General features: G+C 73.3%; 25 protein-coding genes. 5 read left to right on the forward strand and 20 right to left on the reverse strand.

The features are described 5' to 3' along the window. Positions 1 to 10: 10 nt before the first annotated feature. From OHA34_RS20385 to hemL, 6 genes are all read right to left on the reverse strand, one after another. A complete protein-coding gene (locus OHA34_RS20385; protein ID WP_285944310.1) occupies positions 11 to 601 on the reverse strand; it encodes a TlpA family protein disulfide reductase in 591 nt (196 codons plus the stop codon). Between the two features lie 45 nt (positions 602 to 646). Next, positions 647 to 1285, reverse strand: coding sequence for a histidine phosphatase family protein (locus tag OHA34_RS20390; protein ID WP_285944311.1), 639 nt, complete (start codon positions 1283 to 1285; stop codon positions 647 to 649). 90 nt (positions 1286 to 1375) lie between these two features. Continuing rightward, positions 1376 to 1990 carry a hypothetical protein gene (locus OHA34_RS20395; RefSeq protein WP_329518580.1) on the reverse strand — a complete coding sequence of 205 codons (615 nt, stop codon included), beginning with the start codon at positions 1988 to 1990 and terminating at the stop codon, positions 1376 to 1378. Between the two features lie 24 nt (positions 1991 to 2014). Continuing rightward, the gene (locus OHA34_RS20400) at positions 2015 to 3910 is read right to left on the reverse strand and encodes a serine/threonine-protein kinase (RefSeq protein ID WP_329518581.1); all 1896 of its coding nucleotides are present in this window, start codon (positions 3908 to 3910) and stop codon (positions 2015 to 2017) included. Positions 3911 to 3976: 66 nt separating this feature from the next. Then, entirely contained in the window at positions 3977 to 4957 is a 981-nt protein-coding gene (locus OHA34_RS20405) for a LysR family transcriptional regulator (protein ID WP_285944314.1), read from the reverse strand. A 103-nt stretch (positions 4958 to 5060) separates the two neighbouring features. Continuing rightward, positions 5061 to 6359, reverse strand: a complete 1299-nt coding sequence (gene hemL / locus OHA34_RS20410) for a glutamate-1-semialdehyde 2,1-aminomutase (RefSeq protein ID WP_329518582.1) — start codon at positions 6357 to 6359, stop codon at positions 5061 to 5063. Between the two features lie 217 nt (positions 6360 to 6576). Between hemL and OHA34_RS20415 the strand changes: the two genes are divergently transcribed. Next, positions 6577 to 8268: a serine/threonine protein kinase gene (locus OHA34_RS20415; RefSeq protein WP_329518583.1), complete on the forward strand. Its 1692-nt coding sequence runs from the start codon at positions 6577 to 6579 to the stop codon at positions 8266 to 8268. A gap of 123 nt (positions 8269 to 8391) precedes the next feature. Here the strand turns inward: OHA34_RS20415 and OHA34_RS20420 are convergent, their stop codons facing one another. From OHA34_RS20420 to OHA34_RS20455, 8 genes are all read right to left on the reverse strand, one after another. After that, positions 8392 to 9033, reverse strand: a complete 642-nt coding sequence (locus tag OHA34_RS20420) for a bifunctional DNA primase/polymerase (protein WP_285944318.1) — start codon at positions 9031 to 9033, stop codon at positions 8392 to 8394. Positions 9034 to 9235: 202 nt separating this feature from the next. Then, positions 9236 to 10222 (reverse strand): porphobilinogen synthase, encoded by a 987-nt coding sequence (gene hemB, locus OHA34_RS20425; protein WP_285944319.1) that lies wholly within the window; start codon positions 10220 to 10222, stop codon positions 9236 to 9238. 109 nt (positions 10223 to 10331) lie between these two features. After that, positions 10332 to 11933 carry a uroporphyrinogen-III synthase gene (locus tag OHA34_RS20430; RefSeq protein WP_285944320.1) on the reverse strand — a complete coding sequence of 534 codons (1602 nt, stop codon included), beginning with the start codon at positions 11931 to 11933 and terminating at the stop codon, positions 10332 to 10334. Continuing rightward, on the reverse strand, positions 11930 to 12850 hold the full coding sequence (gene hemC, locus OHA34_RS20435) for a hydroxymethylbilane synthase (protein WP_285944321.1): 921 nt from the start codon (positions 12848 to 12850) through the stop codon (positions 11930 to 11932). The genes OHA34_RS20430 and hemC overlap by 4 nt, the downstream gene beginning before the upstream one ends. Positions 12851 to 12899: 49 nt before the next feature. Continuing rightward, entirely contained in the window at positions 12900 to 14429 is a 1530-nt protein-coding gene (locus OHA34_RS20440; protein ID WP_285944322.1) for a glutamyl-tRNA reductase, read from the reverse strand. Positions 14430 to 14526: 97 nt separating this feature from the next. Beyond that, positions 14527 to 15270, reverse strand: coding sequence for a redox-sensing transcriptional repressor Rex (locus OHA34_RS20445; protein WP_285944323.1), 744 nt, complete (start codon positions 15268 to 15270; stop codon positions 14527 to 14529). A 316-nt stretch (positions 15271 to 15586) separates the two neighbouring features. Then, the gene (locus OHA34_RS20450) at positions 15587 to 15886 is read right to left on the reverse strand and encodes a glutaredoxin family protein (protein ID WP_329518584.1); all 300 of its coding nucleotides are present in this window, start codon (positions 15884 to 15886) and stop codon (positions 15587 to 15589) included. 7 nt (positions 15887 to 15893) lie between these two features. Continuing rightward, on the reverse strand, positions 15894 to 17228 hold the full coding sequence (locus OHA34_RS20455; RefSeq protein WP_285944324.1) for a putative quinol monooxygenase: 1335 nt from the start codon (positions 17226 to 17228) through the stop codon (positions 15894 to 15896). 173 nt (positions 17229 to 17401) lie between these two features. Here OHA34_RS20455 and OHA34_RS20460 point away from each other — a divergent pair, with 173 nt between their 5' ends. From OHA34_RS20460 to OHA34_RS20470, 3 genes are all read left to right on the forward strand, one after another. After that, on the forward strand, positions 17402 to 18025 hold the full coding sequence (locus OHA34_RS20460) for an ECF subfamily RNA polymerase sigma factor, BldN family (protein ID WP_329518585.1): 624 nt from the start codon (positions 17402 to 17404) through the stop codon (positions 18023 to 18025). A 113-nt stretch (positions 18026 to 18138) separates the two neighbouring features. After that, positions 18139 to 18372: a hypothetical protein gene (locus OHA34_RS20465; protein ID WP_285944326.1), complete on the forward strand. Its 234-nt coding sequence runs from the start codon at positions 18139 to 18141 to the stop codon at positions 18370 to 18372. Positions 18373 to 18382: 10 nt separating this feature from the next. Next, complete coding sequence (locus tag OHA34_RS20470) at positions 18383 to 19255, forward strand: HAD family hydrolase (protein WP_329518586.1); 873 nt, start codon at positions 18383 to 18385, stop codon at positions 19253 to 19255. A gap of 51 nt (positions 19256 to 19306) precedes the next feature. Here the strand turns inward: OHA34_RS20470 and OHA34_RS20475 are convergent, their stop codons facing one another. From OHA34_RS20475 to OHA34_RS20500, 6 genes are all read right to left on the reverse strand, one after another. Beyond that, positions 19307 to 20170 carry a lysophospholipid acyltransferase family protein gene (locus OHA34_RS20475; RefSeq protein ID WP_285944328.1) on the reverse strand — a complete coding sequence of 288 codons (864 nt, stop codon included), beginning with the start codon at positions 20168 to 20170 and terminating at the stop codon, positions 19307 to 19309. A gap of 33 nt (positions 20171 to 20203) precedes the next feature. Beyond that, positions 20204 to 21220 (reverse strand): NAD-dependent epimerase/dehydratase family protein, encoded by a 1017-nt coding sequence (locus OHA34_RS20480; protein ID WP_329518587.1) that lies wholly within the window; start codon positions 21218 to 21220, stop codon positions 20204 to 20206. A 46-nt stretch (positions 21221 to 21266) separates the two neighbouring features. Continuing rightward, positions 21267 to 21365, reverse strand: coding sequence for a 30S ribosomal protein bS22 (locus OHA34_RS20485; RefSeq protein WP_018654693.1), 99 nt, complete (start codon positions 21363 to 21365; stop codon positions 21267 to 21269). 592 nt (positions 21366 to 21957) lie between these two features. Beyond that, positions 21958 to 22161 (reverse strand): helix-turn-helix domain-containing protein, encoded by a 204-nt coding sequence (locus OHA34_RS20490; protein ID WP_030163775.1) that lies wholly within the window; start codon positions 22159 to 22161, stop codon positions 21958 to 21960. A 348-nt stretch (positions 22162 to 22509) separates the two neighbouring features. After that, complete coding sequence (locus OHA34_RS20495; RefSeq protein WP_443029582.1) at positions 22510 to 23376, reverse strand: phosphatase; 867 nt, start codon at positions 23374 to 23376, stop codon at positions 22510 to 22512. Further along, positions 23373 to 24590, reverse strand: coding sequence for an acetoin utilization protein AcuC (locus OHA34_RS20500; RefSeq protein WP_432763116.1), 1218 nt, complete (start codon positions 24588 to 24590; stop codon positions 23373 to 23375). The genes OHA34_RS20495 and OHA34_RS20500 overlap by 4 nt, the downstream gene beginning before the upstream one ends. Before the next feature lie 155 nt (positions 24591 to 24745). Here OHA34_RS20500 and OHA34_RS20505 point away from each other — a divergent pair, with 155 nt between their 5' ends. Beyond that, the gene (locus OHA34_RS20505; protein WP_329518588.1) at positions 24746 to 25861 is read left to right on the forward strand and encodes an alpha/beta hydrolase; all 1116 of its coding nucleotides are present in this window, start codon (positions 24746 to 24748) and stop codon (positions 25859 to 25861) included. Positions 25862 to 25952 lie beyond the last annotated feature (91 nt).

The raw sequence follows: 25952 nt of genomic DNA on the forward strand, positions 1-25952 counted from the left end.
CGGGGCGCCCTCACTGGGCCGCGAGGACTTCGGCGACCAGCGAGCCCAGCTTGGAGTACGTCGTCGCGCCGATGACGCGGGCGGCGACCCGGCCCTGCCGGTCCAGGACGAGGGTGCTCGGGATCGCGTTCGGGGGGACGTCGCGGAAGGCCAGGCCGACGCGGCCGTCGGAGTCGAACAGGCTCGGGTAGGTGACCTTGAACCTGCGCTCGAACGCCTTCGCGTTCTCCTTGCCGTCCTTGAAGTTGACCCCGAGGAACTCCACGCCCTTGGCCCGGTTCTCGGTGTAGATCTGCTGGAGCGACTGGGCCTCGCCGCGGCACGGGGCGCACCACGACGCCCAGAAGTTCACCACGACGACCTTGCCCTTGAGGCCGGCCAGCGCGAGCCTCTCGCCGTTCAGCGCCTCGCCCTCGGCCCGCGGGGCGGGCTTGCGGTCGGCGGCCTTGATCTTCTGGACGTTGCCGTCGCCGGCGATGAAGCGGTTGTCGCTGCCGCCCGGCCCGCTCTGCGCGGCGTTGGTCCCGGCGCAGCCCGCCAGCAGCCCGCACAGCGCGGTGACGGCGGCGACGGCGCGCACCGAGGAGACTCGGGGGCTCAACGGACCCTCCTACTACAAGACGTAGTACTCAACGTAGCGGCCCGGTCAGGCCCCCGCGACACCGGGGGCCTCGCCGAGCCCGGCGGCCGGTTCGGCGTAGGACACCTCGACCAGCCGGCTGCCCTCGAAGCTCAGGCTGGTGACGCTCGCAAGCCCGCATTCGCGGCGGCGCGGGTGGTGCCAGAGGCGCCGGTGCTCGGCGTGCAGCCGCAGCGTCCAGATGGGGAGCTGGTGGCTGACGCACACCGCCTCGTGCCCACGCGCGGCCTCGCGCGCCCTGATCACCACGGCGCGCATCCGGGCAGCGAGGTCCTTGTAGGGCTCGCCCCAGGAGGGCCGGAACGGGTTGACCAGGTAGCGCCAGTGCTCGGGGCGGCGCAGCGAGCCCGACCCCACCCCGAAGGTGTGCCCCTCGAAATGGTTGTCGGCCTCGATCAGCCGGTCGTCCACCGTCACCGGCAGGTCGAACGTGTCGACCAGCGGCGCGGCCGTCTCCAGGGCCCGCTGCATGGGCGACGAGAACAGCGCGGTGACGTCCCGGTCGGCGAACCATCTCGCGGCGGCCTTGGCCATGAGGATCCCGTCCTCACTCAGCCGGTAGCCCGGCAGCCGCCCGTAGAGAACGCCCTCAGGATTGTGCACTTCGCCGTGCCGCAGCACGTGAACGATCGTCTTGTCAGTCATGGCGTGGTCAGGTTACCCGCGCCGCTCGGTGAACCGGGCCACGACCTCGTCCGCCCCAGCCGCCCCGTCTACAACGCCCGTCCCGGCCTCTCAGCCGGTGAGGGGCTCGTCCCAGTGGTGCCTGCCCAGGAACGAACGGTCGTCGGCGAGGTACTCGCGGAAGGCCCGTTTCACGTCGTCCAAGTCGGTGACGTGGGTTTGGTAAAGGCGCCCCTGGACGCTGTCCTTGTACTCCAGTTCGTACCCGCCGGGCTCCGGGGACACCTGGATGAAGTGCCGGCCGAAGAGGACGAGCGTGGTGAACGGGTTGGCGGGACTCAGCCGCCGCAGCACGTCGTCCACAAGGGCAAGGTCGGGATCGACGACGATCAGGCCCTCCCCCGTGTGCAGCTGCACACCCTCGTACGCGCCGGTGGGCCCGAGGTTGTGGACGAGCCCCCGGGCCTGGTCGTAGCAGACCAGCCCGTGCGCCCTGGCGACCGTGTGCACCTCTGCGGAGACCTCGTCGGCCTCGTCCGCCGTCATGCGCACGCGCGCGTAGCGGGACCCCACCTCGGTGACGGTGACCTCGGGGCGGAGCTTGCCGAACTCCTCGGCGAACTCTGCGACACCCGGGTACGGCGCGATTTCGTCCAGTGCCACGGCCCCGGCGCGCTCCGCCGTGATCGGCGCGGGCTCATGCCAGACGACAAGCTCGAACGTCATCCCGCCATGCTCTCACCCGCGTGATCAGTGCCGCGACGCGGCCACATGCGCGGCGATGCGGCCCGCGACGCGGTCGAGGTCGGCCTTGGCGATCCCGCTCTTCGCCGTGTTCTGGACGAACCAGTAGGTGAGCGCGGCGGTGCAGACGGGCGCCTTCGCCCACGGCATGCTGCACGAGATCGGCGACGCGATGCCGGTCGAGCTCAGCGTCGCCAGGGTCACCGACACATACGGTGACGCGAGCTTCCGGCCGCCCGCGCGTGGGTCGGACGAGAGCATCGCCTGGAAGTTCGAGACCCCTGTGGGCAGATCGTCCCGGGAGGACAGGTCGGAGGCGCAGGTGTTCCCCGACCCGCGCTCCTCGTCCGCCTGCGGGGAGTCCGGGAAGTACTGGCAGAGCGAGATCCGCAGTCCGCCGAGGGACGTCTGGAACACCTGGGAGATCAGCCCGGTGCGCGCCCGTCCCACCTCGTTGCTTCCGCCGGAAGCGCCGATCGACCCTTCGCAGGAGGCTCCGGCGTTGCCGATGAGGTTGCCCCCTTGCCCGGTGGAGTACACGGCCGCACCGGCCGGAAGCTTGACCTGTACGGGGAGGCGCACGGGCGCGGGCTTCGTCCCCGCAGGTATCGGCCTGCCGCCGGGGTCGAGCGTCCGGCACTGGTTCACTGCGGCCACCGTGACCGCAGGGGCGGCGGAACGACTCACCGTAGGAGTCGGTCTCGGATCGGCCTTGGTGACCTCCCGTGCGGTGAACGCTCCCCCTGCGACGACCACGGCCACCCCGGTCGACGCTGCGGTAATACCGGCGCCGCTAGCGAAGAACGCCTTGACCGCGCCGGCGGACGCCTTGCCTCCGACACTGGCCGCCTTGCCAACGGCCGCCGTATGCCCGGCCGCCAGGCTGGACGAACCCGCCGCCCCGGCCGTCCCCGCACCGGCTGTCCCAGCCCCAGCCGTGCCCGCACCGGCCGTGCCCACGGCCCCGGCACCCGCGGCCCCAGCGGTCGCCGCTCCAGCGCCCGTCCCCACAGCGGCCCCTGCGCCCGGGAGGACCCACGCCGCCAGCGGGAACAGCGCGGCCAGCGCGACGGCGGACACCGCGATCGCCTGGACACCCCGCGTCTCCCAGTCGTCGCCGTACGCCTCCCGTGCCGAGCGCTCCAGTTCCTCCACGAAGACGGCCGCCCCTATCGGACGGTCCTCCGGGGTCTTGGCCATGCCCCCTGCCACCAGGGCGCGCAACGGTTCGGGGACGGCCTCTACAGGGATCGGGGCGGTGAGGTGAGCGTGCATCAGCGCCGCCCTGCTGGACGTCGTGTACGGCCGGCTCCCCGTCAGGCACTCGACGAACACGCACGTCGCGGCGTACACGTCGGTGGCCGGGGTGGCGATGTGCCGCTTCCACTGCTCCGGGGCCATGTAGTGGGGGGTCCCGGCCCCGCCCGCCTCCTCCCCGGCGGGCGTCGCGATGCCGAAGTCGACGAGCTTGCTGCGCCCGTCGGCCGGGACGACGACGTTGGCGGGCTTGTAGTCGCGGTGGACGACGCCGAGCGCGTGCGCGGCGGCCAGACCCAGCAGCGAGCCCTTCAGGACGCTGAGCGACGCCTCAGGGCCGAGCGGCCCATGCCGTTCGAGGACCTCCTTGAGGGAGACCCCGTCGACGGCCTCCATCACGATCGCGACGCCCTCGGGCGCCTCGACGAGGCGGAAGAGCCGGGCGACGTGCGGGCTGTCGGCCTGCCCGAGCATCCGCGCCTCGTGACGCAGCCGTTCCCGGTCGGCCTCGGCCGCGCCCGCGGGCAGGTACTTGATCGCGACCGGGGTCCCCGACTCGGTGTGCCGGGCGAGCACCACCTGGCCCTGCGCGCCCTCGCCGAGCCGGCGTACCTCCTCGAACCCGGTGATCCGCCACTCGGCCACGCGCCGCTCCCGCCGTCCCGTCCACCCACGAAAGATGATCGGGAAGAAAGTAGCGAAATCTCACTGCTAGACGGGCACCGGGTACGAAACGCCGACGGGCGCGGCGGGGTCCGGGAACGCCCCGGTGGAGGGGAACGACGTGTCCGGCAGCGCCGCCGGAACGGCCTTGCGCAGCGCGTCGACCATCGCCCGGATGGCGGGACGCCGCGCGGCCTCCTCGCGCCACACCGCGTAGACGCGGCGGTACAGGGGCTCCTTCAGCGGGACGACCCGCACCCCGGCGGGCACGTCGCAGCGGCCGAGCCGCGGCAGCACGGCGTTGCCGAGCCCCGCGTCCACCAGCGCGAGCTGCGTGGCGAACTCGTGGGCCATGTGCATGATGTTCGGCTCGCTGTCGACCGCGCGCAGCATGCGCAGCAGCCAGTCGCAGCAGATGCTGTCGGGCGAGGCGCTGATCCACGGATCGCCCGACAGCTCCTCCAGCGCGATCTCGGCCCGCCCGGCCAGCGGATGCGCGGCGGGGAGCGCCACGTCGGCCGGGTCGTCGCAGATGACGCCCTTGCACAGGCCCTCGGGCAGCGGCAGCGGCTCGTTGTTCCAGTCCTGGACGACGGCCATGTCGAGGTCGCCCCGGACGACGAGCGGCATGCTGCGCATCGGGTCGTCCTCGCGCACCTGGACGTGCAGATCGGGATGGTCGGCGCGCAGCCTGCCCAGCGCGTCCGGGATGAGGCCCCGGACCGCGGTCGGGAACGCGGCGACCGAGAGCCGCCCGATCACCGAGCCGCGATGCGCCTCCAGATCGGCCTGGGCCTGCTCGACGAGCGACAGGATGCGCTCGGCGTGCGCGACGAGCAGTTCGGCGGCGTCGGTCAGCCGCACCCCCCGCCCGTTGCGTTCGAGCAGCTTCTGGCCGGTCTCCCGTTCCAGCTTGGCGAGTTGCTGGGAGACCGCCGAGGTGGTCACGTGCAGCACGTCCGCGGCGGCGCTCACCGAGCCGTAGGCCGCCACCGCGTGCAGGGCGCGCAGCCGTTCCAGATCGAGCATGAAGCAACTCTAAAGCGAGTCGTCGAGAAGTTCTAGCTTGTCCTAAAGTCAGCAGGTGGCGAGGTCCCTCCAGTGGCCGGCGCTCCTGCCGTGAGCCCGCCGCTCAGCCCGCGGTGGCCTGCGCCGCCGCGCGCGCGGCGTGCGGGAGAGCGTCGGTGATGCGCTCCAAGGCCGCGTCGTCATGCGCGGCGGACAGGAACCACACCTCGTAGGCCGACGGCGGCAGGTAGACCCCGTGGTCGAGCATGGCGTGGAAGAACGCGGCGTAGGCCTTGGCGTCCTGACGCTGCGCGGCGGCGAAATCGCCCACCACCGCGTCCGTGAAGAAGATGGAGAACAGGTTCCCCGCGTGCTGCAACCGGTGCGCGACGCCCTCCTTGGCGAGCGCCTCGGACGCGGCCGACGACACGGCCGCCGCCGAACGATCGATCGCCGCGTACACCTCGTCGGTCGCGTGCCGCAGCGTGGCCAGCCCCGCGGCCGTGGCGAGAGGGTTCCCCGACAGCGTGCCCGCCTGGTAGACGGGCCCGGACGGCGCGAGCTGCGCCATCACGTCCGCCCGGCCGCCGAACGCCGCCGCGGGCAGCCCGCCGCCCATCACCTTGCCGAAGGTCACCAGGTCGCCCGGGACGCCCTCGATGCCGTACCAGCCCGCCGCCGAGGCGCGGAAACCGGTGAGCACCTCGTCGATCACCAGCAGCGCCCCGCCGCGCTCGCACAGCCGCTTGAGCAGCGCGTTGAAGTCGGGCATCGGCGGCACCACGCCCATGTTGCACGGCACCGCCTCGGTGATCACGCACGCGATCTCGTGCCCGTGCTCGGCGAACGCCAGCTCGACCGCGGCAACGTCGTTGTAGGGCAGCACGATGGTGTCGGCCGTCGTCGCGCCGGTCACCCCGGGGGTGTCGGGCAGGCCGAACGTGGCGACGCCGGACCCGGCCGCGGCCAGCAGCGAGTCGACGTGCCCGTGGTAGCACCCGGCGAACTTCACCACCTTGGCGCGCCCGGTGAACCCGCGGGCCAGCCGGATCGCCGACATCGTCGCCTCGGTGCCGGAGTTGACCAGCCGCACCTGGTCGACCGGCGTGCGGGCCACGATCTCCTCGGCGAGCTCCACCTCCCCCGGCGTCGGCGCACCGTACGAGGTGCCGCGCCCGGCGGCGTCCCGCACCGCCTCGACGACGGCGGGATGCGCGTGCCCGAGGATCATCGGCCCCCACGAGCACACCAGGTCGACGTACTCGTTCCCGTCGGCGTCGGTCAGGTAGGGGCCCCGCGCGCCGGTCATGAACCGGGGCGTGCCGCCCACCGCACGGAAGGCCCGCACCGGCGAGTTGACCCCGCCGGGGACCACCCGGTTCGCACGGTCGAACAGCTGCTGCGAGCGATCGGTTCCAGTCACCCGACCAGTGTCTCAGCCGCGTTCGGGGGGACGCCACGGGCCGGGCCCCACGGCGGTCGCGCACGTCTCGTCACACACAGTTGAGTTGCAGTTCGGCGTTTGCCCTTGACCTGGCCCGCTAAGGGCCGATATTCCACCAAGTACGACTTTGGCGCCCGGCTTGAGAGGCGCCCACCAAAGCACCGGCGTCGGCTGTATCAGAGGGATGGCTCGTAAAGTGGTTGACGGCTGGACGGTACCGGGCTTCACCCACGAAAGGGAGCTGGGAAGCGGCGGCTCCGGACGGGTGGTGCAGGCCGTCGATGATCTGACCCGCACGAAGGTCTCGATCAAGTATCTCGACCCGCGGCTGGACGGTGACGAGGCCTTCCTGTCGCGGTTCCGGGCCGCGTCGCGACGCCTGTCGCAGCTCGAAGACCCCAACGTGGTGGACTTCTACGACTTCGTGGAGACGCCCCAGCAGGGCACCGCGATCGTGATGGAGCACGTCGAGGGGGTCAGCCTGCGGCGGGTGCTGGCCGCGCAGGGCCCCACCGGCCCGCTCGCCGCGCTGTCCGCGCTCGGCGGCACCCTGCTCGGGCTCGCCGCCGCGCACGCGCATGAGGTGGTCCACGCGGCGATCCGGCCCGCCAACATCCTGGTCGACCTCGAAGGCAACGCGCGGCTGACCGACATCGCGGTGTCCCCGACGGGCACCGAGGCTTCGGCCGGGCCCGCGTACGCGGCGCCCGAGCTGTGGGACGGCGCGACGTCGACCGTGTCGACCGACCTGTACGCGGCGACGGCGATCTTCTACGAGTGCCTGACCGGGCGCCCCCCGTTCAGCGCGCGGAACATGGCCAAGGCCCACCGCGAGACACCGATCCCGGTGGAGGAGGTCCCCGGGCCGCTGCGCGACCTCATCGCCCGAGGGCTCGCCAAGGAGGCCGGGCGGCGGCCCGCGACGGCGGCCGACTACCTCGGCGCCCTGGAGGACGCGGCGGTCGCCGCCTACGGTCCCTCCTGGGAGGCCCAGGGCCGCGGACGGCTCACCGAGCTCGCGGCGCAGGCGGCGTCGCAGCCCGAGCCGCCGCCCGCACGCGGGCGCGCCGCGGCGCGGTCCTCCGGCCGCCAGCCCACGGTCGCCGCCGCCTCACCGGCGGGCGGGCGGTCACGCGGCCGGCTGGTCGGCGCGGTCGCCGCCATCGTGGTCGTCATCGGCGGCGCGGTCGGCGCGGCGACGCTGCTCGGCGACGGCGAGGAGCAGCCCGAGCCGACGCCCGCGCAGAGCAGCAGCCCACAGCCGGCGGCCCCGGCGAACCCTGAGGCCGCTCAGCTCATCGAGCACATCAACACGGCGACCTCACGGACACCGAACGCCGCGTTCACCTTCAAGCGCAGCGGCTGCTGCGGCGCCCCCGCCAGCGCGCGCGGGAGCCTCGGGCTGGTCGCGAACGCCCCTGCGTCCTACTCGATGACGGTCTCGGGCGCCGCCGAGGCGCACAGGACCGCCTTCACCGTGCTGGTGGGCGACACCGTCTACGTCCGGTCCGGGAAGACGTGGCGGCCGTCGCCGACCGCCGGGCCCGGCTATCCGGCGCTGGCGGGCCAGGTCCGGTCGGGCACCTCGATGCAGAGCGTGAGCTCACTACTCCAGGCCAGCACCACGCTGCGCAAGACGGGCGACCGCTGGCAGGGGAGCGCGCCGCTGGCCGCGCTGTCGCAGGACCCGGTCGTCGGCCCGCTGTACGGCGAGATGGCGAAGGCGACCGGAGCCCGGCAGGTCGGCTTCGCCCTCAGGGTCGACCGCGCCTCACGGCCCGTCCAGCTCTGGCTCAAGGCGCAGGGCCCGGTCAAGAACCGGGCGCAGGTGCTCCAGGCGAGCTATACGGGCTGGACCCGCAAGGCGCCCATCTCCGCGCCGCACTGACGTCGCCGTCCACGGCCGGAAGGCACCGCGACACGACACAGGGCCCCGGGACGCGTTCCCGGGGCCCTGTGATGCTCTCAGCGGTCTCTGGGACCCACTCCGCCGCCAGGGTGCGCCGCGACCTCAGATCGCCTCACAGCTGTCGGACAGGACCTCCAGGAGCCGCAGCGGGTCGGGCAGCGGCCCGCCGTCCGGCGGCACGATCCAGACGACCTCACGGCCGGACGGCAGCACCGACGGCGGCGCGACCACGTAGCTGTCGCGGCAGTGCCACCGCATGCCCGGCGTCTCGGTGACGGTCTCCGGCGAGCAGTCGAGATGGCAGGACCACCACTCGTCCTCGTCCACGGGCGCGCCGCGGGTGGCGACGAAGAAGAGGTGGCGGTCGCCGCCGACCCCGGCGACCGGCCCGACCGGCAGGTCCTCCCGCTCGATCCGCTCCAGCGCGATGGTGCCCGCCGCGGCCGGGACGTCGAAGACGTCGAAGACGTGCCCGGTGGGCAGGATGATGTTGGCGCGCGGGTCCTCGGCCCACCAGCGCTTCAGCACGGCGGTGTCGACGCTGGACTGGAGCGCCCACGTCGCCGACACCGGATGCATCGCGGGGTCGGGGCAGCCGATCCGGTCGCACGAGCACGCCCGCCCCCCGCCCGCGGGGGGATGCGCCCCGGGATGGCAGGGCCAGCCCAGCTCCGCGTAGCCGCGCGCGGCGGCGGCCATCCGGTCGCGCGCCTTTTGCCGCCTGCTCCCCGAGACCGCCAGCATGTCGTCCCCTCAATACTCCAAGGCCGAACGTGGGTTCTGGAGACGATGATGCCCGTGCGCCGGCGGACTTGGCACGCCAACCCCCGGGAACGGCCCTAAGTGACTAGGCAGGGCTGATCACCGGCAATCGCTCACATCGCGGGCGCGCGCCGGGCGCGGGCGCCCACCCGCGGGGCGACGGGCGCTCGCGGGCGCGCGCCGGTCAGCGGCCGAGCAGCCGGGCGACCTCGGTCGCCCAGTAGGTGAGCACGATGTCCGAGCCGGCCCGGCGGATCGACAGCAGCGACTCCATGATCGTGCGCTCCCGGTCGACCCAGCCCCGCTGCGCCGCCGCCTCGATCATCGCGTACTCGCCGCTGACCTGGTAGGCCGCGACCGGCACCCGCACCGCGTCGCGGACCTGCCGGACGATGTCGAGGTAGGCCCCGGCGGGCTTGACCATCACCATGTCGGCGCCCTCGTCGAGGTCGAGCAGCACCTCGCGCAGCGACTCGTCGGCGTTGGCCGGGTCCTGCTGGTGCGAGGACCGGTCGCCGAACTGCGGCGCGCACTCGGCGGCCTCGCGGAACGGCCCGTAGTAGGCCGAGGAGTACTTGACCGAGTACGCCATGATCGCGGTCTCCCGGTGCCCGGCGCCGTCCAGCGCCGCCCGGATCGCGCCGACCTGGCCGTCCATCATCCCGCTCGGCCCGAGCACCGCCGACCCCGCCTCGGCCTGCGCGAGGGCGATGGAGGCGTAGCGCTCCAGGGTGGCGTCGTTGTCGATCTCACCGGCCGCGGTGAGGACGCCGCAGTGCCCGTGGTCGGTGTACTCGTCCAGGCACAGGTCGGTCATGATCACGGTCGAGTCGCCCAGGTCGGCGTTCAGGTCGCGGAGCGCGCTCTGGACGATGCCGGCCGGGTCGTCGGCGGCCGAGCCGACGCCGTCCTTGACCGCGGGGATCCCGAACAGAATGATCCCGCCGACCCCGGCCTCGACCGCCTCGTGCGCGGCCTTGCGCAGGCTGTCGCGGGTGTGCTGGTGCACGCCGGGCATCGATCCGATCGGCTGCGGCTCGGCGATCCCCTCCTTGACGAACATCGGCAGCACCAGCTCGGCCGGGCTCAGCCGGGTCTCGGCGACCATCCGGCGCAGCGCGGGGGTGCGCCGCAGCCGCCGTGGCCGCGCGGCGGGGAACTGTGCAGACATGACCCTTCTCCCTTCGCGACCGCTGCCGGGTCACGGTGGTGTCCATCTCCGACGGCGCCGCCCGCGGCGACCGCGCCGTCCCGGGGCGGTCGCGCGCGCGGCGATCGTGCTACTTGCGGCGGCGGGCGCCCCGGCGCATCTGGCTGGGCTTGCGCAGCGGATCGCCCGCCTCGACCTGGGCCGCGCGGCGGTTCGCACCGTACTCCGCGAGCGCCTCGGCGAGGGCGGAGACCGACGGCTTGTCGGCCATGACGTCCACCCGCAGGCCGTACTCCTCGGCGGTGCGGGCGGTCTGCGGGCCGATCACTGCGATGACCGTGACGTTGTGCGGCTTGCCCGCGATGCCGATCAGGTTCTTCACCGTGGACGAGGAGGTGAACAGCACGGCGTCGAAGCCGCCGCCCTTGATCGCCTCGCGGATCGGCGCGGGCGGCGGCGCGGCGCGCACGGTCCGGTAGGCGGTGACGTCCTCGCACTCCCAGCCGAGGTCGGTCAGCCCGGCGATCAGCGTGTCGGTGGCGATGTCGGCGCGCGGCAGCAGCACCCGGTTGATCGGGTCGAGGTCCTCGTCGTAGGGCGGCCAGATCTCGACCAGCCCCTCGCTGGACTGCTGCCCGGACGGCTCCAGGTCGGGCTGCACGCCGAACGCCACGAGCGCGGCGGCGGTCTGCTCGCCGACGGCGGCGACCTTGAGCCCGGCGAACGCGCGGGCGTCGAGGCCGTAGTCGGCGAACTTCTCGCGGATCGCCCGGACGGCGTTGGTGGAGGTGAACACCACCCACTCGTACCGCCCGGTGACCAGGCCCTTGACGGCGCGGTCCATCTGCTGCGGGGTGCGCGGCGGCTCGACCGAGATGGTCGGCACCTCGTCGGGCACCGCGCCGTAGCCGCGCAGCTGGTCCGACAGCGAGGCGGCCTGCTCCTTGGTGCGCGGCACCAGCACCCGCCAGCCGAACAGCGCCTTGGTCTCGAACCACGACAGCTTGTCGCGCCAGTTCACCACGTCCCCGACGATGATCATCGCCGGGGCCTCCATGCCCTTGGTGTCGGCGGCCAGCCGGTGCAGGGTGGACACCACGGTCTCCTGCTCGGTGGTGGTGCCGAGGCTGGTCATCGCGGCGGGCGTGGTGTCGGCGCGGCCGACGGCCATCAGCCCCTTGGCCACCTCGGCGACCGTGCCCTCGGCGCCGAGGATCACCAGCGTCGCCCCGGGGGCGGAGAACCGCTCCCAGTCGACGCCGCCCTCGGCGGCGTCGACGATCCGGACCTCGCGGTGCTTGGCGTCGGTCAGCGGGATGCCGGCGTAGCCGGGCACGCCGGTGACGGCCGACACGCCCGGGACGACCTCGAACGGCACACCGGCCTTGGCCAGCACGGCGCCCTCGGCGGCCAGGCCGCAGGCGAGGCCGGGGTCGCCCTGGAACAGCCGGACCACCCGGCGGCCCGCCTTGGCGGCCCGCGCGGCCAGCTTGGCCGGGTCGGCGCCGGCCGAGTCGATGATCTCGACGCCGGCGCGGCAGTGGGACAGGAACTCGTCGTGGCAGCGGGCGCGGTCGACCACGACCACGTCGGCGCGCTCCAGTTCGGCGGCGGCGCGCAGGGTCAGCAGGCCCGGGTCGCCCGGGCCCATGCCGACGAGGACGACCGTACCGAGACCGGCCGCCTGGCGGACGGTCGTCGAGCCGGCGGGACTCTGGCTAGCGGGGCTCAATCTCGCTCCCCCATCAACTGGTCGGCCCCCTGGCCGAGCAGCCGGTGCGCGAGATCGCGCCCGAACTCCTCGGCCTGATCCGGGTGGCCGCTTGCGGACAGCCTGATCTGCCTGCTCCCGTCGGTCGCTGCGACGGAAGCGGTTAGATGCAGCTTTTGTTCTACTTCGGCAGCGTATGTTCCCACGGGCGCCGAACATCCCGCTTCGAGGACGGCCAGCACCGTGCGCTCGGCTGTGACGGCCGCCCGCGTCGCCGGATCGTCCACCGTTCCGAGCAGCGCGCGGAGGTCGGCCCGGTCGGCCCGGCACTCCAGCGCGAGCGCGCCCTGGCCGGGCGCGGGCAGCATCTGGTCGGGGTCGAAGACCTCGGCGACCGCCTCCAGCCGGCCGATCCGGCGCAGCCCCGCGTACGCCAGCACGACCGCGTCCAGCTCACCATCGGTGACCTTGCGCAGCCGGGTCTCGGCGTTGCCGCGGATCGGCACCACCTCCAGATCGGGCCGCAGCGCGCGCAACTGCGCCTCACGGCGCGGCGAGCCGGTACCGATCCGCGCGCCGGACGGCAGGTCGGCCAGCTTGGACGGGCCGCACAGCGCGTCGCGCGGGTCGTCGCGGCGCGGCGTCGCCGCGAGCACGATCCCGTCGGCCGGTCCGGTCGGCAGGTCCTTCAGCGAGTGCACCGCGAAATCCACCTCGCCGGATAGCAGCTTCTCCCGGAGCCCGTTGACGAAGACGCCGGTGCCGCCGATCTGCGCGAGCAAAGCCTTGGAGACATCACCCTCGGTCGTTACCCCGACCAGCTCCACGGCATGCCCGGTGCGCTGTGACAATGCGTCGGCGACAAGCTGGGACTGGGTGGTGGCCATCAGGCTCTTGCGGGTGCCGAGCCGCAACGGGCCCTTGCCTGAAATGGTCATAGCCTCGCTCCGCTCGCCTGTGCTCGGACGGTGTCCCGCCCGCTCTCGTTCACGTCTGCTCTCCCACGCCCTCGCCGGCCCGCCCCGCGCCCGGCACCGCGACACCGGCACCCGGCGCCACGTCCCTGGCGCTCACCGCCCGGACGCTCGCGGCCTGGGCGTTGACCGTCTCGGCGTCGACGCCCCCGGGGCCCGGCCCTGAGGACGGGCTCACGCAGTCGGCGTCGGCGCACCCGGCGCCCGCCTGGACGGACGGCGCCCCGTCCCCCGCGTCGGCGAGGTCGGCCCGCGCCACCACCTCCGGGGCCTTCGGGTCGAGGTCGAAGAGCTCGCGCAGCGCGTCGGCGTAGGTGTCGCCGCCCGGCGCGGCGGCCAGCTCCTTGACCCGCACGGTCGGCGCGTGCAGCAGCTTGTCGACCACGCGCCGCACGGTCTGGGTGATCTCCTTGCGGGCCCGGTCGTCGAGCTCGGGCAGCCGCCCGGCGAGGCGGGCCAGCTCGGCGTCGACGACGCCCGCGGCCTTGCTGCGCAGCGCGACCACGGTGGGCGCGACGGCGGCGGCGCGGGCGGCGCCGAGGAACGCGGCGACCTCGTCGCAGACGATGCGCCGCACGGCCTCCTCGGCCTCGGGCCCGATCGCCTTGGCCGCCTCCTGGGCGGTGCGCAGGTCGTCCAGCCCCGCGAGCGCGACGCCGGGCAGGCCGCGGACGGCCCGGTCGACGTCGTGCGGCAGGGCCAGGTCGAGGAAGAACCGGGACCGGCCGTCGGCGCCCACGCCGTGCTCGGCGAGGCGCGCGGCCGTGAGCACCAGCCCGGCGGCGCCGGTGCACGACACCACCAGGTCGGCGCCCGCCAGCGCGGCGCCGAGATCGTCCAGCCCGATCGCGCGCGCGGGCACGTCGAGCGACTCGGCCAGCCGCGCCGCGCGGTCGAAGGTGCGGTTGGCCACCACGACCTCGCGGGCGCCGGCCCGGCTCAGCGTGGCGGCGGCCAGCGAGCTCATCGAGCCCGCGCCCACCACCAGCGCGCGCACCCCGTCCAGCGGGCCGAGGTGCCCGGACGCGACCTGGAGGCCGACGCTGACCAGGGACGCCCCGGCCTTGTCGATGCCGGTCTCGTGGTGGGCCCGCTTGCCGACCCGCAGCGCCTGCTGGAGGACGTCGTGCAGCTCGCGGCCGAGGGTGTCCTCGTCCTGGGCGAGCCGGAACGCCTGCCGGATCTGCCCGAGGATCTGGCCCTCGCCGACGACCATGGACTCCAGGCCGCAGGCCACCGAGAACGCGTGCTGGATCGCGCGTTCCTCATAGTGGACGTACAGATGCCGGGACAGGTCGTCGAGCGGGACGCCCGAGTGCAGCGCCAGCAGCTCGGAGATCAGCGACACCCCGCCATGGAACCGGTCGACCACGGCGTAGACCTCGACCCGGTTGCAGGTCGAGACGATCGCGGTCTCGGCGACGTTCTCGGAGTCGTGCACGGCGTGCAGCAGCTTGCCGAGGTCGTCCCCGGCCACCGCCGCCCGCTCGAGCAGGGCCACCGGCGCGCTCCGATGGCTGAGGCCCACCACCAGGACGCTCATCGCACGCGCCCCCTCGGCCCACCACGATCCGGCCCACCGCGCTTGATCACACCGTGCTCGATCACACCGCGCTCGATCCCACCGGTCTCACCGCGACTCATGCCTCTGCTACCGCCTCTACGTACTGCGTGGGACCAGGGGGCGTGCCGCCGCTGGTCAACGGCTCGTAGTCGCCGGGCCCCCCGGCCTTGCGCTGCTCGTGGAACGCCAGGATCTGCAGCTCGATGGACAGGTCGACCTTACGCACGTCGACCCCCTCCGGCACCGAGAGCACCACGGGCGCGAAGTTGAGGACGCTCGTCACGCCGGCCGCCACCACCCGGTCGCAGACCCCCTGGGCCGCGCCCGCGGGGGTGGCGATCACCGCGATGGACACGCCGCCCTCGGCGATGACGTCCTCCAGCCGGTCGATGGTGACCACGGTCATCCCGGAGATCTCCTGGCCGACGATGCCCTCATCGGCGTCGAGCAGGCCGGCCACCCGGAAGCCGCGCGAGGCGAAACCGCCGTACCCGGCCAGCGCCCGGCCCAGGTTACCCACCCCGATGATGGCCACCGCCCAGTCCTGGGTCAGGCCGAGTTCGCGGGAGATCTGGTAGACGAGGTACTCGACCTCGTACCCGACCCCGCGGGTGCCGTACGAGCCGAGGTGCGAGAGGTCCTTGCGGAGCTTGGCGGAGTTGACGCCGGCGGCGGCGGCCAGTTCCTCCGACGACACGGTGGCGACGCCCCGCTCCTGGAGGCTGGACAGCGCCCGCAGGTAGACCGGGAGCCGCGCCACGGTGGCTTCGGGAATGCCGCGGTCCGCACGGTCACGGGGGCGGGTCTGTCGTGAGGTCACGGCCTGCTCTTCGGGGCTCGACGCTGAGGGCGGGGCCCGAGAACCCCTCACCCCGGCGGGCCGCCGCCGGGCTTCGCAGCCGCGGCCCGACCGCCCCAGGGCTGTTCCCCAGGTTAAGCCTTTGTGAATACGCGCACAAAGTCACCCCCCGGTTACCGCATCCGCGAAGAGGTCCGGCGAACCGCCGTAAGCCCTGACCAGGGTGGTTCCCGCCGGTCCGGGTGGTGGACGGCGGCGCGGCCCGGGGTGTGACCGACCAGACATCCCGCGATTCCCGATTTCCGGGATTTCTGGTCATCCAGCGATTAGCGGCGGCTCAGTGTGATTTCTGCAATTCCGCGAGGGCGGCGCGCAGCCGCGCCTCGTCCACCCGCCAGAAGTCGTGCTGGACGCCGTTGATCAGCGTGACCGGGATCTGCTCCCAGTACTCCCGGGTGTCGTCCTCGGACCGCGTGATGTCGCGCTCGGTCCAGGCCACGCCGAGGTCGGCGGCGACCCGCTCGATCACCGTGCGGGCGTCGTCGCACAGGTGGCAGCCCGGCTTGCCGAGCAACGTGATCGTGATGTCCGCACCGCCGGCCGTCCGGCTCGCCGCCTCGTCCACCGGCCCGTTCACCTGCGGCTCACCGCCGCTTCTCGGACGCGCTCGGCGGAGGGAGCGGCACCTTGCCCGCGCCGAGCCTCAGCTCGACGACGTTGGTGGCGAGCACGTGCGGACGCGACTCGGCCGTGAAGCGCTTGAGGTGCGGCAGCCGCCGGTGCGCGGCGAGCGCCGCCTCGTCGCGGAAGAGCTGGTAGAAGATCCGCTGCGGGGTGGGGGCGTTCACCACCTCGTGGCAGGCGAAGACCACCGTGTCGGGCTCGGCACCGCGGGCACCCTTGACCAGGTCGTCGGTCAGCCGGTCGAACGCGTCCTCCCGCCCCTCCAGCAGCGTGTAGACGGTGATCTGCCCGCAGGCCGCGGAGAGGTCGCCGGCGCTCCGGCCCGGCGGACCGCCGGGGAGGGCACCGGGCAGCCCGGCCGGCAGCCCTGGGATACCGGACGCGGCCTGGATCGCCTGCTCGGGCACCGGGGCGCTCCGCATGCCGTCGACCGTCGTCGGCGGCGGCGCCTCGGGGAACCGCATCTCCTCGGCCGCGGACGGATCAGGGAAGCGCAGGTCGCCCCGCTGGGGCGCGGGCATCCCCGCCGGGGCCGCGGCCGGCTCGGGCGGCGGCGGGGCGTTGTGGCCCTGCTCCTCGTAGCCCGTGGCCGGGTCCTCGCCGTCGAACGGCTCGCCGTCGTAGCCCTCGTCGTCGTACACCGGGATCGTGCGCATCGCGCCGTACCAGACCAGCCCGGCGGCGGCACCGAGCGCGATGACCGCGAGCGGGCCCGGCAGGAACCCCCGGGTACCGCTCACCACCAGCACCCCGGCGAGCGCGACCAACGCGATCGGGATGAGCAGCTCGCCCGCCTCGCGGTCCTGCTTGCTCGCCAGCCACGCGGTGACCCCGGTGCACCCCACCAGCGCGATCACGGCGACCACGTGGCCGCCGTCGATCAGCAGCCGGGGCAGCGCGTCGTAGGTATCGCCGGGCTTGGGCAGCTTCTTGGCGAACGAGCCGGTCAGCGGGTCGACCATCAGGATGACCATCGCGACGACCGTGTACGACACCGCGAACAGCCACGCCGCGAAGCGCACCTGCACGTACCGCGCGATCAGCTCGATCATGCCGAGGGCCAGCCAGACCGGCCCGACCAGGGCCGCGCCGAGCTCCAGCACCCGGAACATCGGACCGTTGAAACCCGCGAAGAAGCCCACCGTCATCGCGGCCAGCGCGATGGAGAGCCCGACCAGGGTGAGGGACCAGGCGATCAGGTAGAGCAGCCGGTCCTTGTAGGCGCGCGTGACCAGCAACCCTGTGGCCGCCAGGGCCCCCAGGGTCGCCAGCAGCGCGAGAGCTCCGTCGACCATCGCGCCCCATGGTGCCCGATGCGGGGCGCTGAGGGGTAACCACTCCTGCGAACACGTCCCGGAATAGTGTCCGCCGGGACATCGCGAGGCGCCCGCCATTGCCTGCCGTACCCGCCGGTACCTAGAGTGGCAACCCATGCCGGTGGTCGCGTAAGCCCCCCGAGGAGAGCCGCATGAGCAGCCTGGCCATCAACGCCCAGGTCCTCACGCTTCCCCGCCGCGCCCGGAGCGCGGACGCCGAAGACCGCGCCGAGATGCTGAAGGCGCTGGTCCTGCGGGCCAGGGACGGCGACGCTGACGCGTTCGGCCGCCTCTACGACCACTATGTCGACCTGGTCTACCGCTACGTCTACTACCGCGTCGGCGCGCACGCGCTGGCCGAGGACCTCACCAGCGAGACCTTCCTCAGGGCGCTGCGCCGGATGAGCGATTTCAACTGGCAGGGCAAGGACTTCGGGGCCTGGCTGGTGACGATCGCCCGTAACCTGGTGGCCGACCATTTCAAGTCCAGCCGCTACCGACTGGAGATCTGCACGGCCGAGCTGCTGGAGCCCGACCGTCTTCAGGAGGGGCCCGAGCGGGCGGTGCTCGACTCGATGACGAACCGGACCCTCCTGAAGGCCGTCCGGCAACTCGGTTCCGAGCAGCAGGAGTGCGTGGTGCTGCGCTTCCTGCACGGCCTCAGCGTGGCCGAGACCGCGCTGGTGATGGGCAAGAAGACCGGCGCGATCAAGGCGTTGCAGTATCGCGCCGTGCGGTCGCTGGCGCGGGCGCTGCCCGCCGATCTGCGCTACTGAAACGATCTTCGTTCGGGGCGGCCCGGACCCGGCCGTAACCCCTCGTGCGGCCCGCTCGTTGTGCGGCTGGGAGAGCAATTTTCAGGGAACGTTGCATGGGGCGGACAAAAAGGATGATCAAACTGCACGGTAGGAGCACCGCCGAGGACCGCAATCCGCTGAACCGGCTCCGCATGCAGATGCGCGAGGCCGACCCGGACCCCGTCTTCCGCGCCGTCCTGCGCGAACGGCTCGTGGCCGAGGCCGCCGACCGGAGTTCCGGCCGGAACGCCGATCGGAACACCGAACGGCGTGAGGACTATCGCATTCCCCGGCGGACCGGCGGGCACCGCGAGCCGGTTGACTAGGCTCTGGCCCATGCGGCGATTCTGGCAGCGCGGCCGAGAGACCGACCACGTGAGCGCTGGGGAGGCCGCCGCCGCCGCGGCGACCGACCCCGGCCCGCTCCCCTCGCCCGACCTCTCGGCCGCGGCGTTCTTCGACGTCGACAACACGATGATGCGCGGCGCGTCGATCTACTACTTCGCGCGCGGGCTGGCCTCCCGCAAGCTGTTCACCCTGCGCGACCTGGCCATGTTCACCTGGGGCCAGGCCGCCTTCCGGCTGCGCGGCACCGAGAACTCCGAGCACATCGGCAGCGCCAAGGAGGCCGCGCTCGCCTTCGTGGCCGGGCAGAAGGTCGCCGGCATCGTCCAGCTCAGCGAGGAGATCTACGACGAGGTGATGGCCGACCGGATCTGGCACGGCACCCGGTCGCTGGCCCTCCAGCACCTGGACGCGGGCCAGCAGGTCTGGCTGGTCACCGCCACGCCGGTCGAGGTGGCGCGCACCATCGCGCGGCGGCTCGGCCTCACCGGCGCGCTCGGCACCGTCGCCGAGGCCCGCGACGGCCTCTACACCGGACGGCTCGTCGGCAACCTGCTGCACGGCCCCGCCAAGGCCGAGGCGGTGCGGGCGCTGGCCCAGCGCGAGGGCCTCGACCTGGCCCGCTGCTCGGCCTACAGCGACTCGATCAACGACCTGCCGATGCTGACCGCGGTCGGCCATCCGCACGCCGTCAATCCCGACTCCGACCTGCGCGACCATGCCAAGGAACACGGCTGGCCGATCCACGACTTCCGGACCGGGCGCAAGGTCACCATGGTCGCGCTGCCCGCGGCCGCGGGCGCGGGCGCCCTGGCCGGCGGCGTCGCCGCGGGCATCGCCCTCCGCAAGCACTACCGCGGCTGAGCTTCCCCTGGGGTGCCTGGCGGTGCCCCGGGGCGGCGGGGCGGCGGCGGCTCAGAGGAACGCGGGGCCGCGGCGCAGGAGGGTGTCGTACAGCATCTGCTGGACGTTCTCCCGAACGTGGTCGGTGATGTTGAAGACCGTCATCGGGTCGTCGGCCGCGTCCGCGTCGTACTCCGCCAGCGACATCGGCTCGCCGAACTGGATCATCCACTTGGACGGCAGCGGCAGCAGCCCCGCCACGCCCAGCAGCGGGAACGTCGGGGTGATCGGGAAGTAGGGCAGGCCGAGCAGCCGGGCCAGCGGGCGGAAGTCGGCGATCTTGGGGTAGATCTCCTCGGCCCCGACGATCGCCGCGGGGATGATCGGGACGCCGGCCCGCAGCGCGGTCTGCGCGATGCCGCCGCGGCCGAAGCGCTGGAGCTTGTAGCGGTCGGCGAACGGCTTGCCGACGCCCTTGAAGCCCTCCGGGAACACGCCGACCAACTCCCCCTTGCCGAGCAGGCGCGCGGCGTCGGCGGGGCCGGCCAGGGTGTGCCCGGCCTTGCGCGACAGGTGGCCCAGCAGCGGCATCTGGTAGACGAGATCGGCGCCGAGCAGCCGCAGCCGCCGGTCGGCGCCGTCGTGCACCGCCACCGACAGCATGATCCCGTCGAGCGGCACGGTGCCCGAGTGGTTGGCGACGATCAGCGCGCCGCCCTTCTCGGGGACGTGCTCCAGCCCGAACACCTCGGTGCGGAACCAGTGCTCGTACAGCGCCCGCGCGACCGGGAGCAGGACCGTCCCGTTGAACTCGGGGTCGAAGCCGAACTCGTCGACCTCGTACTCGCCGGCGATGCGCCGCCGCAGGAAGGCCAGCCCGGAGGCGATCTTGCGCTCCAGCCCGTCGTCGGACCGCTCCTCGCGGTGGGCGTTCATCCTCGCGGGCCTCCTCGTGAGCCGCCGGCCACCTCAGCCACGGCCGATGAGGCCGGACAGCCGGTCGAAAAGGTGGAGCGGACCGCCGCGGCCGAGCTCCCGGGCCGAGACGAAGTCGGCGAACGCGGCGGCGGACTCGTACTTGGGCCGCCAGGCCAGCTCGTCGACCAGCGCGCCGGTGTCGACGACCCGGCCGTAGGTGAGCCAGCGCAGCAGCTCGGGCGAGAAGCCCGACAGCCCGGCGAACCGCCGCCCCATGTCGCCGATCGCCGACAGGGACGGAGCGGGCACCGGCAGGTACGGGCGGCCGGCCCGGCGCAGCGCCTGCGACAGCAGCAGGACGCCGTCGCCCGCCACGTTGAACCAGCCGGGATGGTCTTCGACGGTCATCCGGCGCAGCACCTCGACGCCGTCGTCCTCGTGCACGAACTGGAGGCGCGGATCGAAGCCGAGCACCGTCGGGACGACCGGCATGGTCAGGTAGCGGGTCAGCGGGGAGTCGACCCCCGGCCCGAGGAAGTTGGCGAAGCGCAGCACCGAGACGGTCAGATCGGAGCGGCGGCGGCACAGCCCCCGCACGTAGCCCTCGACCTCGACCGCGTCCTTGGCGTACCCGGAGGTGGGCGCCTCCACCGGCTCGTCGCGCTCGGTGAACACCGCCGGGTCCATCGGCGAGGAGCCGTAGACCGCGGCCGAGGACCGCACGACGAGCTTGCGCATGTCCGGCGACCGCTGGCACGCCGCCAGCAGCTGCATCGTGCCGATGACGTTGAATTCCTTCACCTTCGCCCGCGGCACCGACGGGGAGGAGACCAGGTTCAGGTGCACCACCGTGTCGACCTCGGCCGAGGAGATGACCTTGGCGATGCCCGGCGTGCGGATGTCGACGCGCACGAACTCGGTGCGCCCGAGCGACATCGAGGGTGGGACCGTGTCCACGCCGATGACCCGCTCGATGCCCGGGTCGGCCTGGAGGGTGTTCGCGACCCGCGCCCCCAGGAAACGGGAGACGCCCGTGACTAGTACGACACGGGCCGCGGCGGCGGGCATGTAGGACACTGTGCGCCCCACCCCTTACGGCTGAGTGGCCGGCGTCTTACTTCTTGTTGCGACGCTGGATGCGCGTCTTCTTGAGCAGCTTGCGGTGCTTCTTCTTCGCCATCCGCTTGCGGCGCTTCTTGATGACAGAGCCCACGAGACCTCGCTTGGCAAAAATCGGGTGTTGTGCAGGAGACGGGCGTAACGCATGCGAGCGTGGCTCGACGGGCGTACACAGTCCGCCGCCCAAGAGTACCGCTGTACTGGCGGCGGTCATGCCGCCGGTCACCCGCGGCGCCGTGACGGTCGCCCTGCGCGTCCTCCGAACGCCCCTCGCGCAGCTCTCTCACGGGCCTCGACGGGCCGTTCGGCGACGCCGTGCGGACCCCGGCGAGAACCCGTTCGCGACGGCCGGCGCCTCCGCCGGCATGAAGGGTCACCGGCGGGCGCCGCCATCCGGCGGCTCCGCACGTTGCCTGTCCAGTACCGTCTCCGGCGCCCGGTGCGCCGCGGGCATCGGCGATGCCCCGGGCGCCCGGACACCGGTTCCGGCGGCCTGCCGGTCGCCGGCCGGTCTTCTTCCCTCGACGCGTCCCCGCTGGCGCGAGGACTGTTCCCCAGCTTCCGCCGCGGATCGCCAGATCCACGTCGGAGCCCCCTGCACGGCCGGGTTCGAGATCGGCGGCGAGGCGCACAGACTCTGCCCCGCCCCCCTCCCCGGAACGTCCCCGCGAACGCGGGGGCGGACGCTATCCGGCTTCGATGAACGCTTCGCGCAGGTAGTCGTGAACGGCCTGCTCGGGGACTCGGAACGAACGGCCCACGCGGATCGCGGGCAGCTCGCCTGAGTGGACGAGACGGTAGACGGTCATCTTGGACACCCGCATCACCGCCGCCACTTCGGCCACAGTCAGGAACCTGACCTCACTCAGAGGTCGCTCGCCTGAGCTCATCGGACGCCCTCTTCCACACGTGCCGCGCACCGGCCCTTTGGGTGACTTTGATCACGCACGTGTACTTCCTCCAGCGTAAATCGTGTATCGGCAGTCGCAAGAGGGGAGTCCCATCCATTTCCGTGTCCCGTCCTGACCCCGCGGCCACACCTGGACTTCGGCACAGAGCGTGGACATGACGGCACCGGGCGTAGCGCGGCGAACGCTTGTGAGCCGAAACCACGCGACGACCTGCGACTCAGACGTCGCCGAAGGCTCCGCGCGGGCGCATGCGCCCCGAAGTGGCCGCCGCGTCACACATGGTGACGCTCCGTGTCCGGCTCCGCCGCCGGAACGGATGGACGGAGATCAGCCCAGGCCGGCGCGGGCGAGCAGGAACGCCGTCAACGGGGCGTAGTGCTGCGGGTATATGCCGTCGTCAAGGGGCACGACCACATCGATCTTGCCCTCGGCGGCGCCCGCGAACAGGGCCGGATCGTTACAGTCAGCGAAGCCCACGGTGTCGATCCCGGCCTGACCGGCGGCGCCCGCCCAGCCGTGGTCGGCGATGGCCAGATCCGGCCAATCGCTCGATTCCCTGGCGGACTCCACTCCGGCACCGGTATCGAACGCCCGGGTGCGGGGCGCCAGCGCGGCGAGCATCTCCTGCATCGCGTCCGGGTCGTGGGTGTGCTGCGTACGCCCGCCGTCGTCCTCCAGCATCGCCACGCCGCCCGGGGCGTAGACGAGCCGGCGCAGCTCGGTGGGCCCGTAGGCGATCGCCTGGTACGTCCAGCCGCCGGACGGCGTCAGCACCCGGCAGCCGCGTCCGGCCAGCGCGCGGGCCAGCGCCTGGTAGAGCGGGGTGAGGTTGGCCGGGTGCCCGGTGGCCAGCACCACGTTCTCGCGGCGGCGCGCGGCGAGCCCGACGCGGTCGCCCATCGCCTCCAGCGCGTCGATGGTCAGGTCGGGGTCGATGGTGTCGTCGCCGTACAGGTGCATCGGGTCGGGGTCGACGCCGCAGCGCTCGACCATCATCGCCAGCACCGTGCGCTCGGTCCACGCCGGGTCGAGTTCGAGGCCGAACTGGTAGTAGGGCAGCCCGTTCGCCATCCGCCGGAAGTGCAGCAGGTTGTTCTGCCGCGGGGTGGCCACACCACCGGCGATCATCGTGCGGACCAGGTGGGCGCGCAGCTCCGCGCGGGTCGGCGCCGGCACCGCCGGCCCGCCGGTCACAGGTCCGTCATCGGATCCAGGCCGTGTTCGGGGAACACCACCCGCCGGGTCGCCAGCACCGCCTGGTCGACCGGGTTCGCCGGGTCGTAGCCGCTCCCCCACGTGCGCACCTCCACCACACTCGTTCCATCGGTCATCCGGCGCGGCGCGATCTCCCCGGTCCGGTTCCGCACGAATTCGCGCCACCCCTCGGGGGTGGCCGTCTCGGGGTCGATCGGGCGGCCCGCGGCCTCGGCCAGCAGATGCGTCCACGCCCTCGGCACGACCTGCACCAGCTCGTAGCCGCCGCCCCCGGTGACCACCCACCGCCCGCCCGCCGTCTCGTGCGCCAAGCGGTGCAGCATCGCGTACGCGGTGCGCTGCCCGTCGACGCTGAGGATCAGGTGGGCCAGCGGGTCGAGCGCGTGCCCGTCGGCGCCGTGCTGGGTGACCAGCACCTGCGGCCGGAACGCGCGCAGCAGCGGCGGGACGACGGCGTCGAACGCGCGCAGCCAGGCCGCATCGCCGGTGCCGGGCGGGAGCGCCACGTTCACCGCCGTGCCCTCGGCGCCCCGTCCGCCGGACTCGCTGGGGAAGCCCGTGCCGGGGAACAGCGTCCGCGGCGTCTCGTGCAGGCTGATCGTCAGGACCCGCGGGTCGTCGTAGAACGCCGCCTGGACGCCGTCGCCGTGGTGGACGTCGACGTCGACGTAGGCGACCCGTTCGGCGCCCTGCTCCAGCAGCCACGCGATCGCGATCGCCGGGTCGTTGTAGACGCAGAAGCCGCTGGCGGCGCCGCTGAGCGCGTGGTGCAGCCCGCCGGAGATGTTGGCGGCGTGCCCGGCCGCGCCCGTCCAGACCGCCTCGGCGGCGGCGACCGAGGCGCCCGCGACCAGCGCGGACGCGTCGTGCATGCCGGGGAAGACCGGGTTGTCGGGACTGCCGAGCCCGAACCGCAGCTCGGGGAGGCCGGTGGCGCCCGCGCGTTTGACCCCCGCGATGTAGGCCGGCTCGTGCACCAGCTCGAGGAGGTCGTCGCCCGCGGCCTCGAACGTCTCGACGCGCACGCCGGGCAGCTCCGGGACGCCGAGCTCGCGGGCCAGGGCCATGGTCAGCTCGACCCGGACCGGGTTCATCGGATGCCCGGGACCGAAATCGTAGGAGATGAGCCTGTCGTCCCAAAGGATCTGGAGCCCGCAGTCCGCTGCGGACGGGGGCGGCTCGGCGCTGCTCATGGCCCTCACGCTATCGCCCCGCCGCACGGCGGGGCCGCGTGGCCTGAGTCACACCGAAGGCCGTTCGGCCGGACGGCAACCAAGTTGTGACGTGAACGATCGCCCGATTGCGGGCATCTCCTTAACACCACGGAAACACGACACACGGGGTGCAGATGGACTCTCGACCCCTCTCCGGGGCGCCCGCGGAGGTGACACCGCTCACCGCCCCCCGCGCGGTGCCCTGGGCCGCCGCCGCACCGCTCCCGTCCCACGAACGCGGCCCCAGCGTCCGCAGCCGTGCCATCTCCGGCGCCCTCTGGTACGGCGTACGGCCGTTCCTCCACCGTGTGCCGGGCCACGCGGCCGGCCTCCGCACCGCCCGCACGACGGTCGACGCCGCGGCGCTGCTGATGCGGCACACGTCCCGGGTGACCGTCCGCCCGCTGAACGACCCGCAGGTCGAGGCGGGCCCGGCCGGACGGCCCGGCGTCGTCGGCGAATGGGTGGTCGGCCGCGACGCCGACGACGGGCGGCCCCCGCCCGGCGCCGTCCTGTACCTGCACGGCGGCGGGTACGTGGTGTGCTCGCCCCGCACGCACCGGCCCATCACGTCCAGGCTGGCGCTCGACACCGGCCTGCCGGTCCTGGCGCCCGACTACCGGCTGGCCCCCGAGCACCCCTTCCCGGCGCCGCTGGAGGACGCCCTCGCCGCGTACCGCTGGCTGCTGGACCGCGGCGTGCCCGCGGCCGGCATCGTGATCGCGGGCGACTCGGCGGGCGGGCACCTGGCCGCCGCGCTGACCGCCGAGGTCTGCCGCACCGGCCTGCCCCGCCCGGCCGGCGCAGTCCTGTTCTCCCCGTGGGTCGACCTGACCTGCGAGCTGTCCACGCGCGCCCAGCGGGAGGCCCGCGATCCGTACATCAGCGCCTACGCGGCGCGCCGGATCGCCCGTCTCGTGGTGGGGCCGGCCGGATTCGACGACCCGCGGCTGGCCCTGCTCACCTCCCCCTGGACGGATCCGCCGCCCATCCTGATCCAGGTCGGCGGCGCCGAGGTGCTGCGGCCCGAGGCGGAGGCGCTGGCCGAGGCCCTGATCCGGTCCGGCGCCGACTGCGAGCTCCAGGTCTGGAACGGCCAGATGCACGTCTTCCAGATCCTCAACCGGGTCCTCCCGGAGGCGAGCGCGGCGATGAGGGAGGCCGCCCGGTTCATCGGCTCGGCCGTCGCCGGAGCCCGCGCGGGCGCCGCGCCCGGCGCCGCCGCGGCCGGCACGGGAGCCGTCGCGTGAGGATGGGGCCCGGTCCGAACTTGAGGTGACCTCCGCACGGCCGCGGGTAGGCAGGACCACGGCCGTGCGGAGGTGCCTCGCCAACCGAGAT

The organism is Spirillospora sp. NBC_01491 (assembly GCF_036227065.1).
In the GTDB taxonomy this organism is placed as follows: Bacteria; Actinomycetota; Actinomycetes; order Streptosporangiales; family Streptosporangiaceae; genus Spirillospora; species Spirillospora xylanilytica.

Excerpts from the sequence above, each read along its gene's own strand:
- OHA34_RS20440 (WP_285944322.1), bottom strand. The coding sequence starts at position 14,429 with ATGAGCGTCCTGGTGGTGGGCCTCAGCCATCGGAGCGCGCCGGTGGCC.
- OHA34_RS20500 (WP_432763116.1), bottom strand. The coding sequence starts at position 24,590 with ATGAGCAGCGCCGAGCCGCCCCCGTCCGCAGCGGACTGCGGGCTCCAG.
- OHA34_RS20470 (WP_329518586.1), top strand. The coding sequence starts at position 18,383 with ATGCGGCGATTCTGGCAGCGCGGCCGAGAGACCGACCACGTGAGCGCT.
- hemC (WP_285944321.1), bottom strand. The coding sequence starts at position 12,850 with ATGACCATTTCAGGCAAGGGCCCGTTGCGGCTCGGCACCCGCAAGAGC.
- OHA34_RS20395 (WP_329518580.1), bottom strand. The coding sequence starts at position 1,990 with ATGACGTTCGAGCTTGTCGTCTGGCATGAGCCCGCGCCGATCACGGCG.
- OHA34_RS20405 (WP_285944314.1), bottom strand. The coding sequence starts at position 4,957 with ATGCTCGATCTGGAACGGCTGCGCGCCCTGCACGCGGTGGCGGCCTAC.
- OHA34_RS20475 (WP_285944328.1), bottom strand. The coding sequence starts at position 20,170 with ATGAACGCCCACCGCGAGGAGCGGTCCGACGACGGGCTGGAGCGCAAG.
- OHA34_RS20460 (WP_329518585.1), top strand. The coding sequence starts at position 17,402 with ATGAGCAGCCTGGCCATCAACGCCCAGGTCCTCACGCTTCCCCGCCGC.
- OHA34_RS20455 (WP_285944324.1), bottom strand. The coding sequence starts at position 17,228 with ATGGTCGACGGAGCTCTCGCGCTGCTGGCGACCCTGGGGGCCCTGGCG.
- OHA34_RS20390 (WP_285944311.1), bottom strand. The coding sequence starts at position 1,285 with ATGACTGACAAGACGATCGTTCACGTGCTGCGGCACGGCGAAGTGCAC.
- OHA34_RS20420 (WP_285944318.1), bottom strand. The coding sequence starts at position 9,033 with ATGCTGGCGGTCTCGGGGAGCAGGCGGCAAAAGGCGCGCGACCGGATG.
- OHA34_RS20480 (WP_329518587.1), bottom strand. The coding sequence starts at position 21,220 with ATGCCCGCCGCCGCGGCCCGTGTCGTACTAGTCACGGGCGTCTCCCGT.
- OHA34_RS20465 (WP_285944326.1), top strand. The coding sequence starts at position 18,139 with ATGATCAAACTGCACGGTAGGAGCACCGCCGAGGACCGCAATCCGCTG.
- OHA34_RS20490 (WP_030163775.1), bottom strand. The coding sequence starts at position 22,161 with ATGAGCTCAGGCGAGCGACCTCTGAGTGAGGTCAGGTTCCTGACTGTG.
- OHA34_RS20505 (WP_329518588.1), top strand. The coding sequence starts at position 24,746 with ATGGACTCTCGACCCCTCTCCGGGGCGCCCGCGGAGGTGACACCGCTC.
- hemB (WP_285944319.1), bottom strand. The coding sequence starts at position 10,222 with ATGTCTGCACAGTTCCCCGCCGCGCGGCCACGGCGGCTGCGGCGCACC.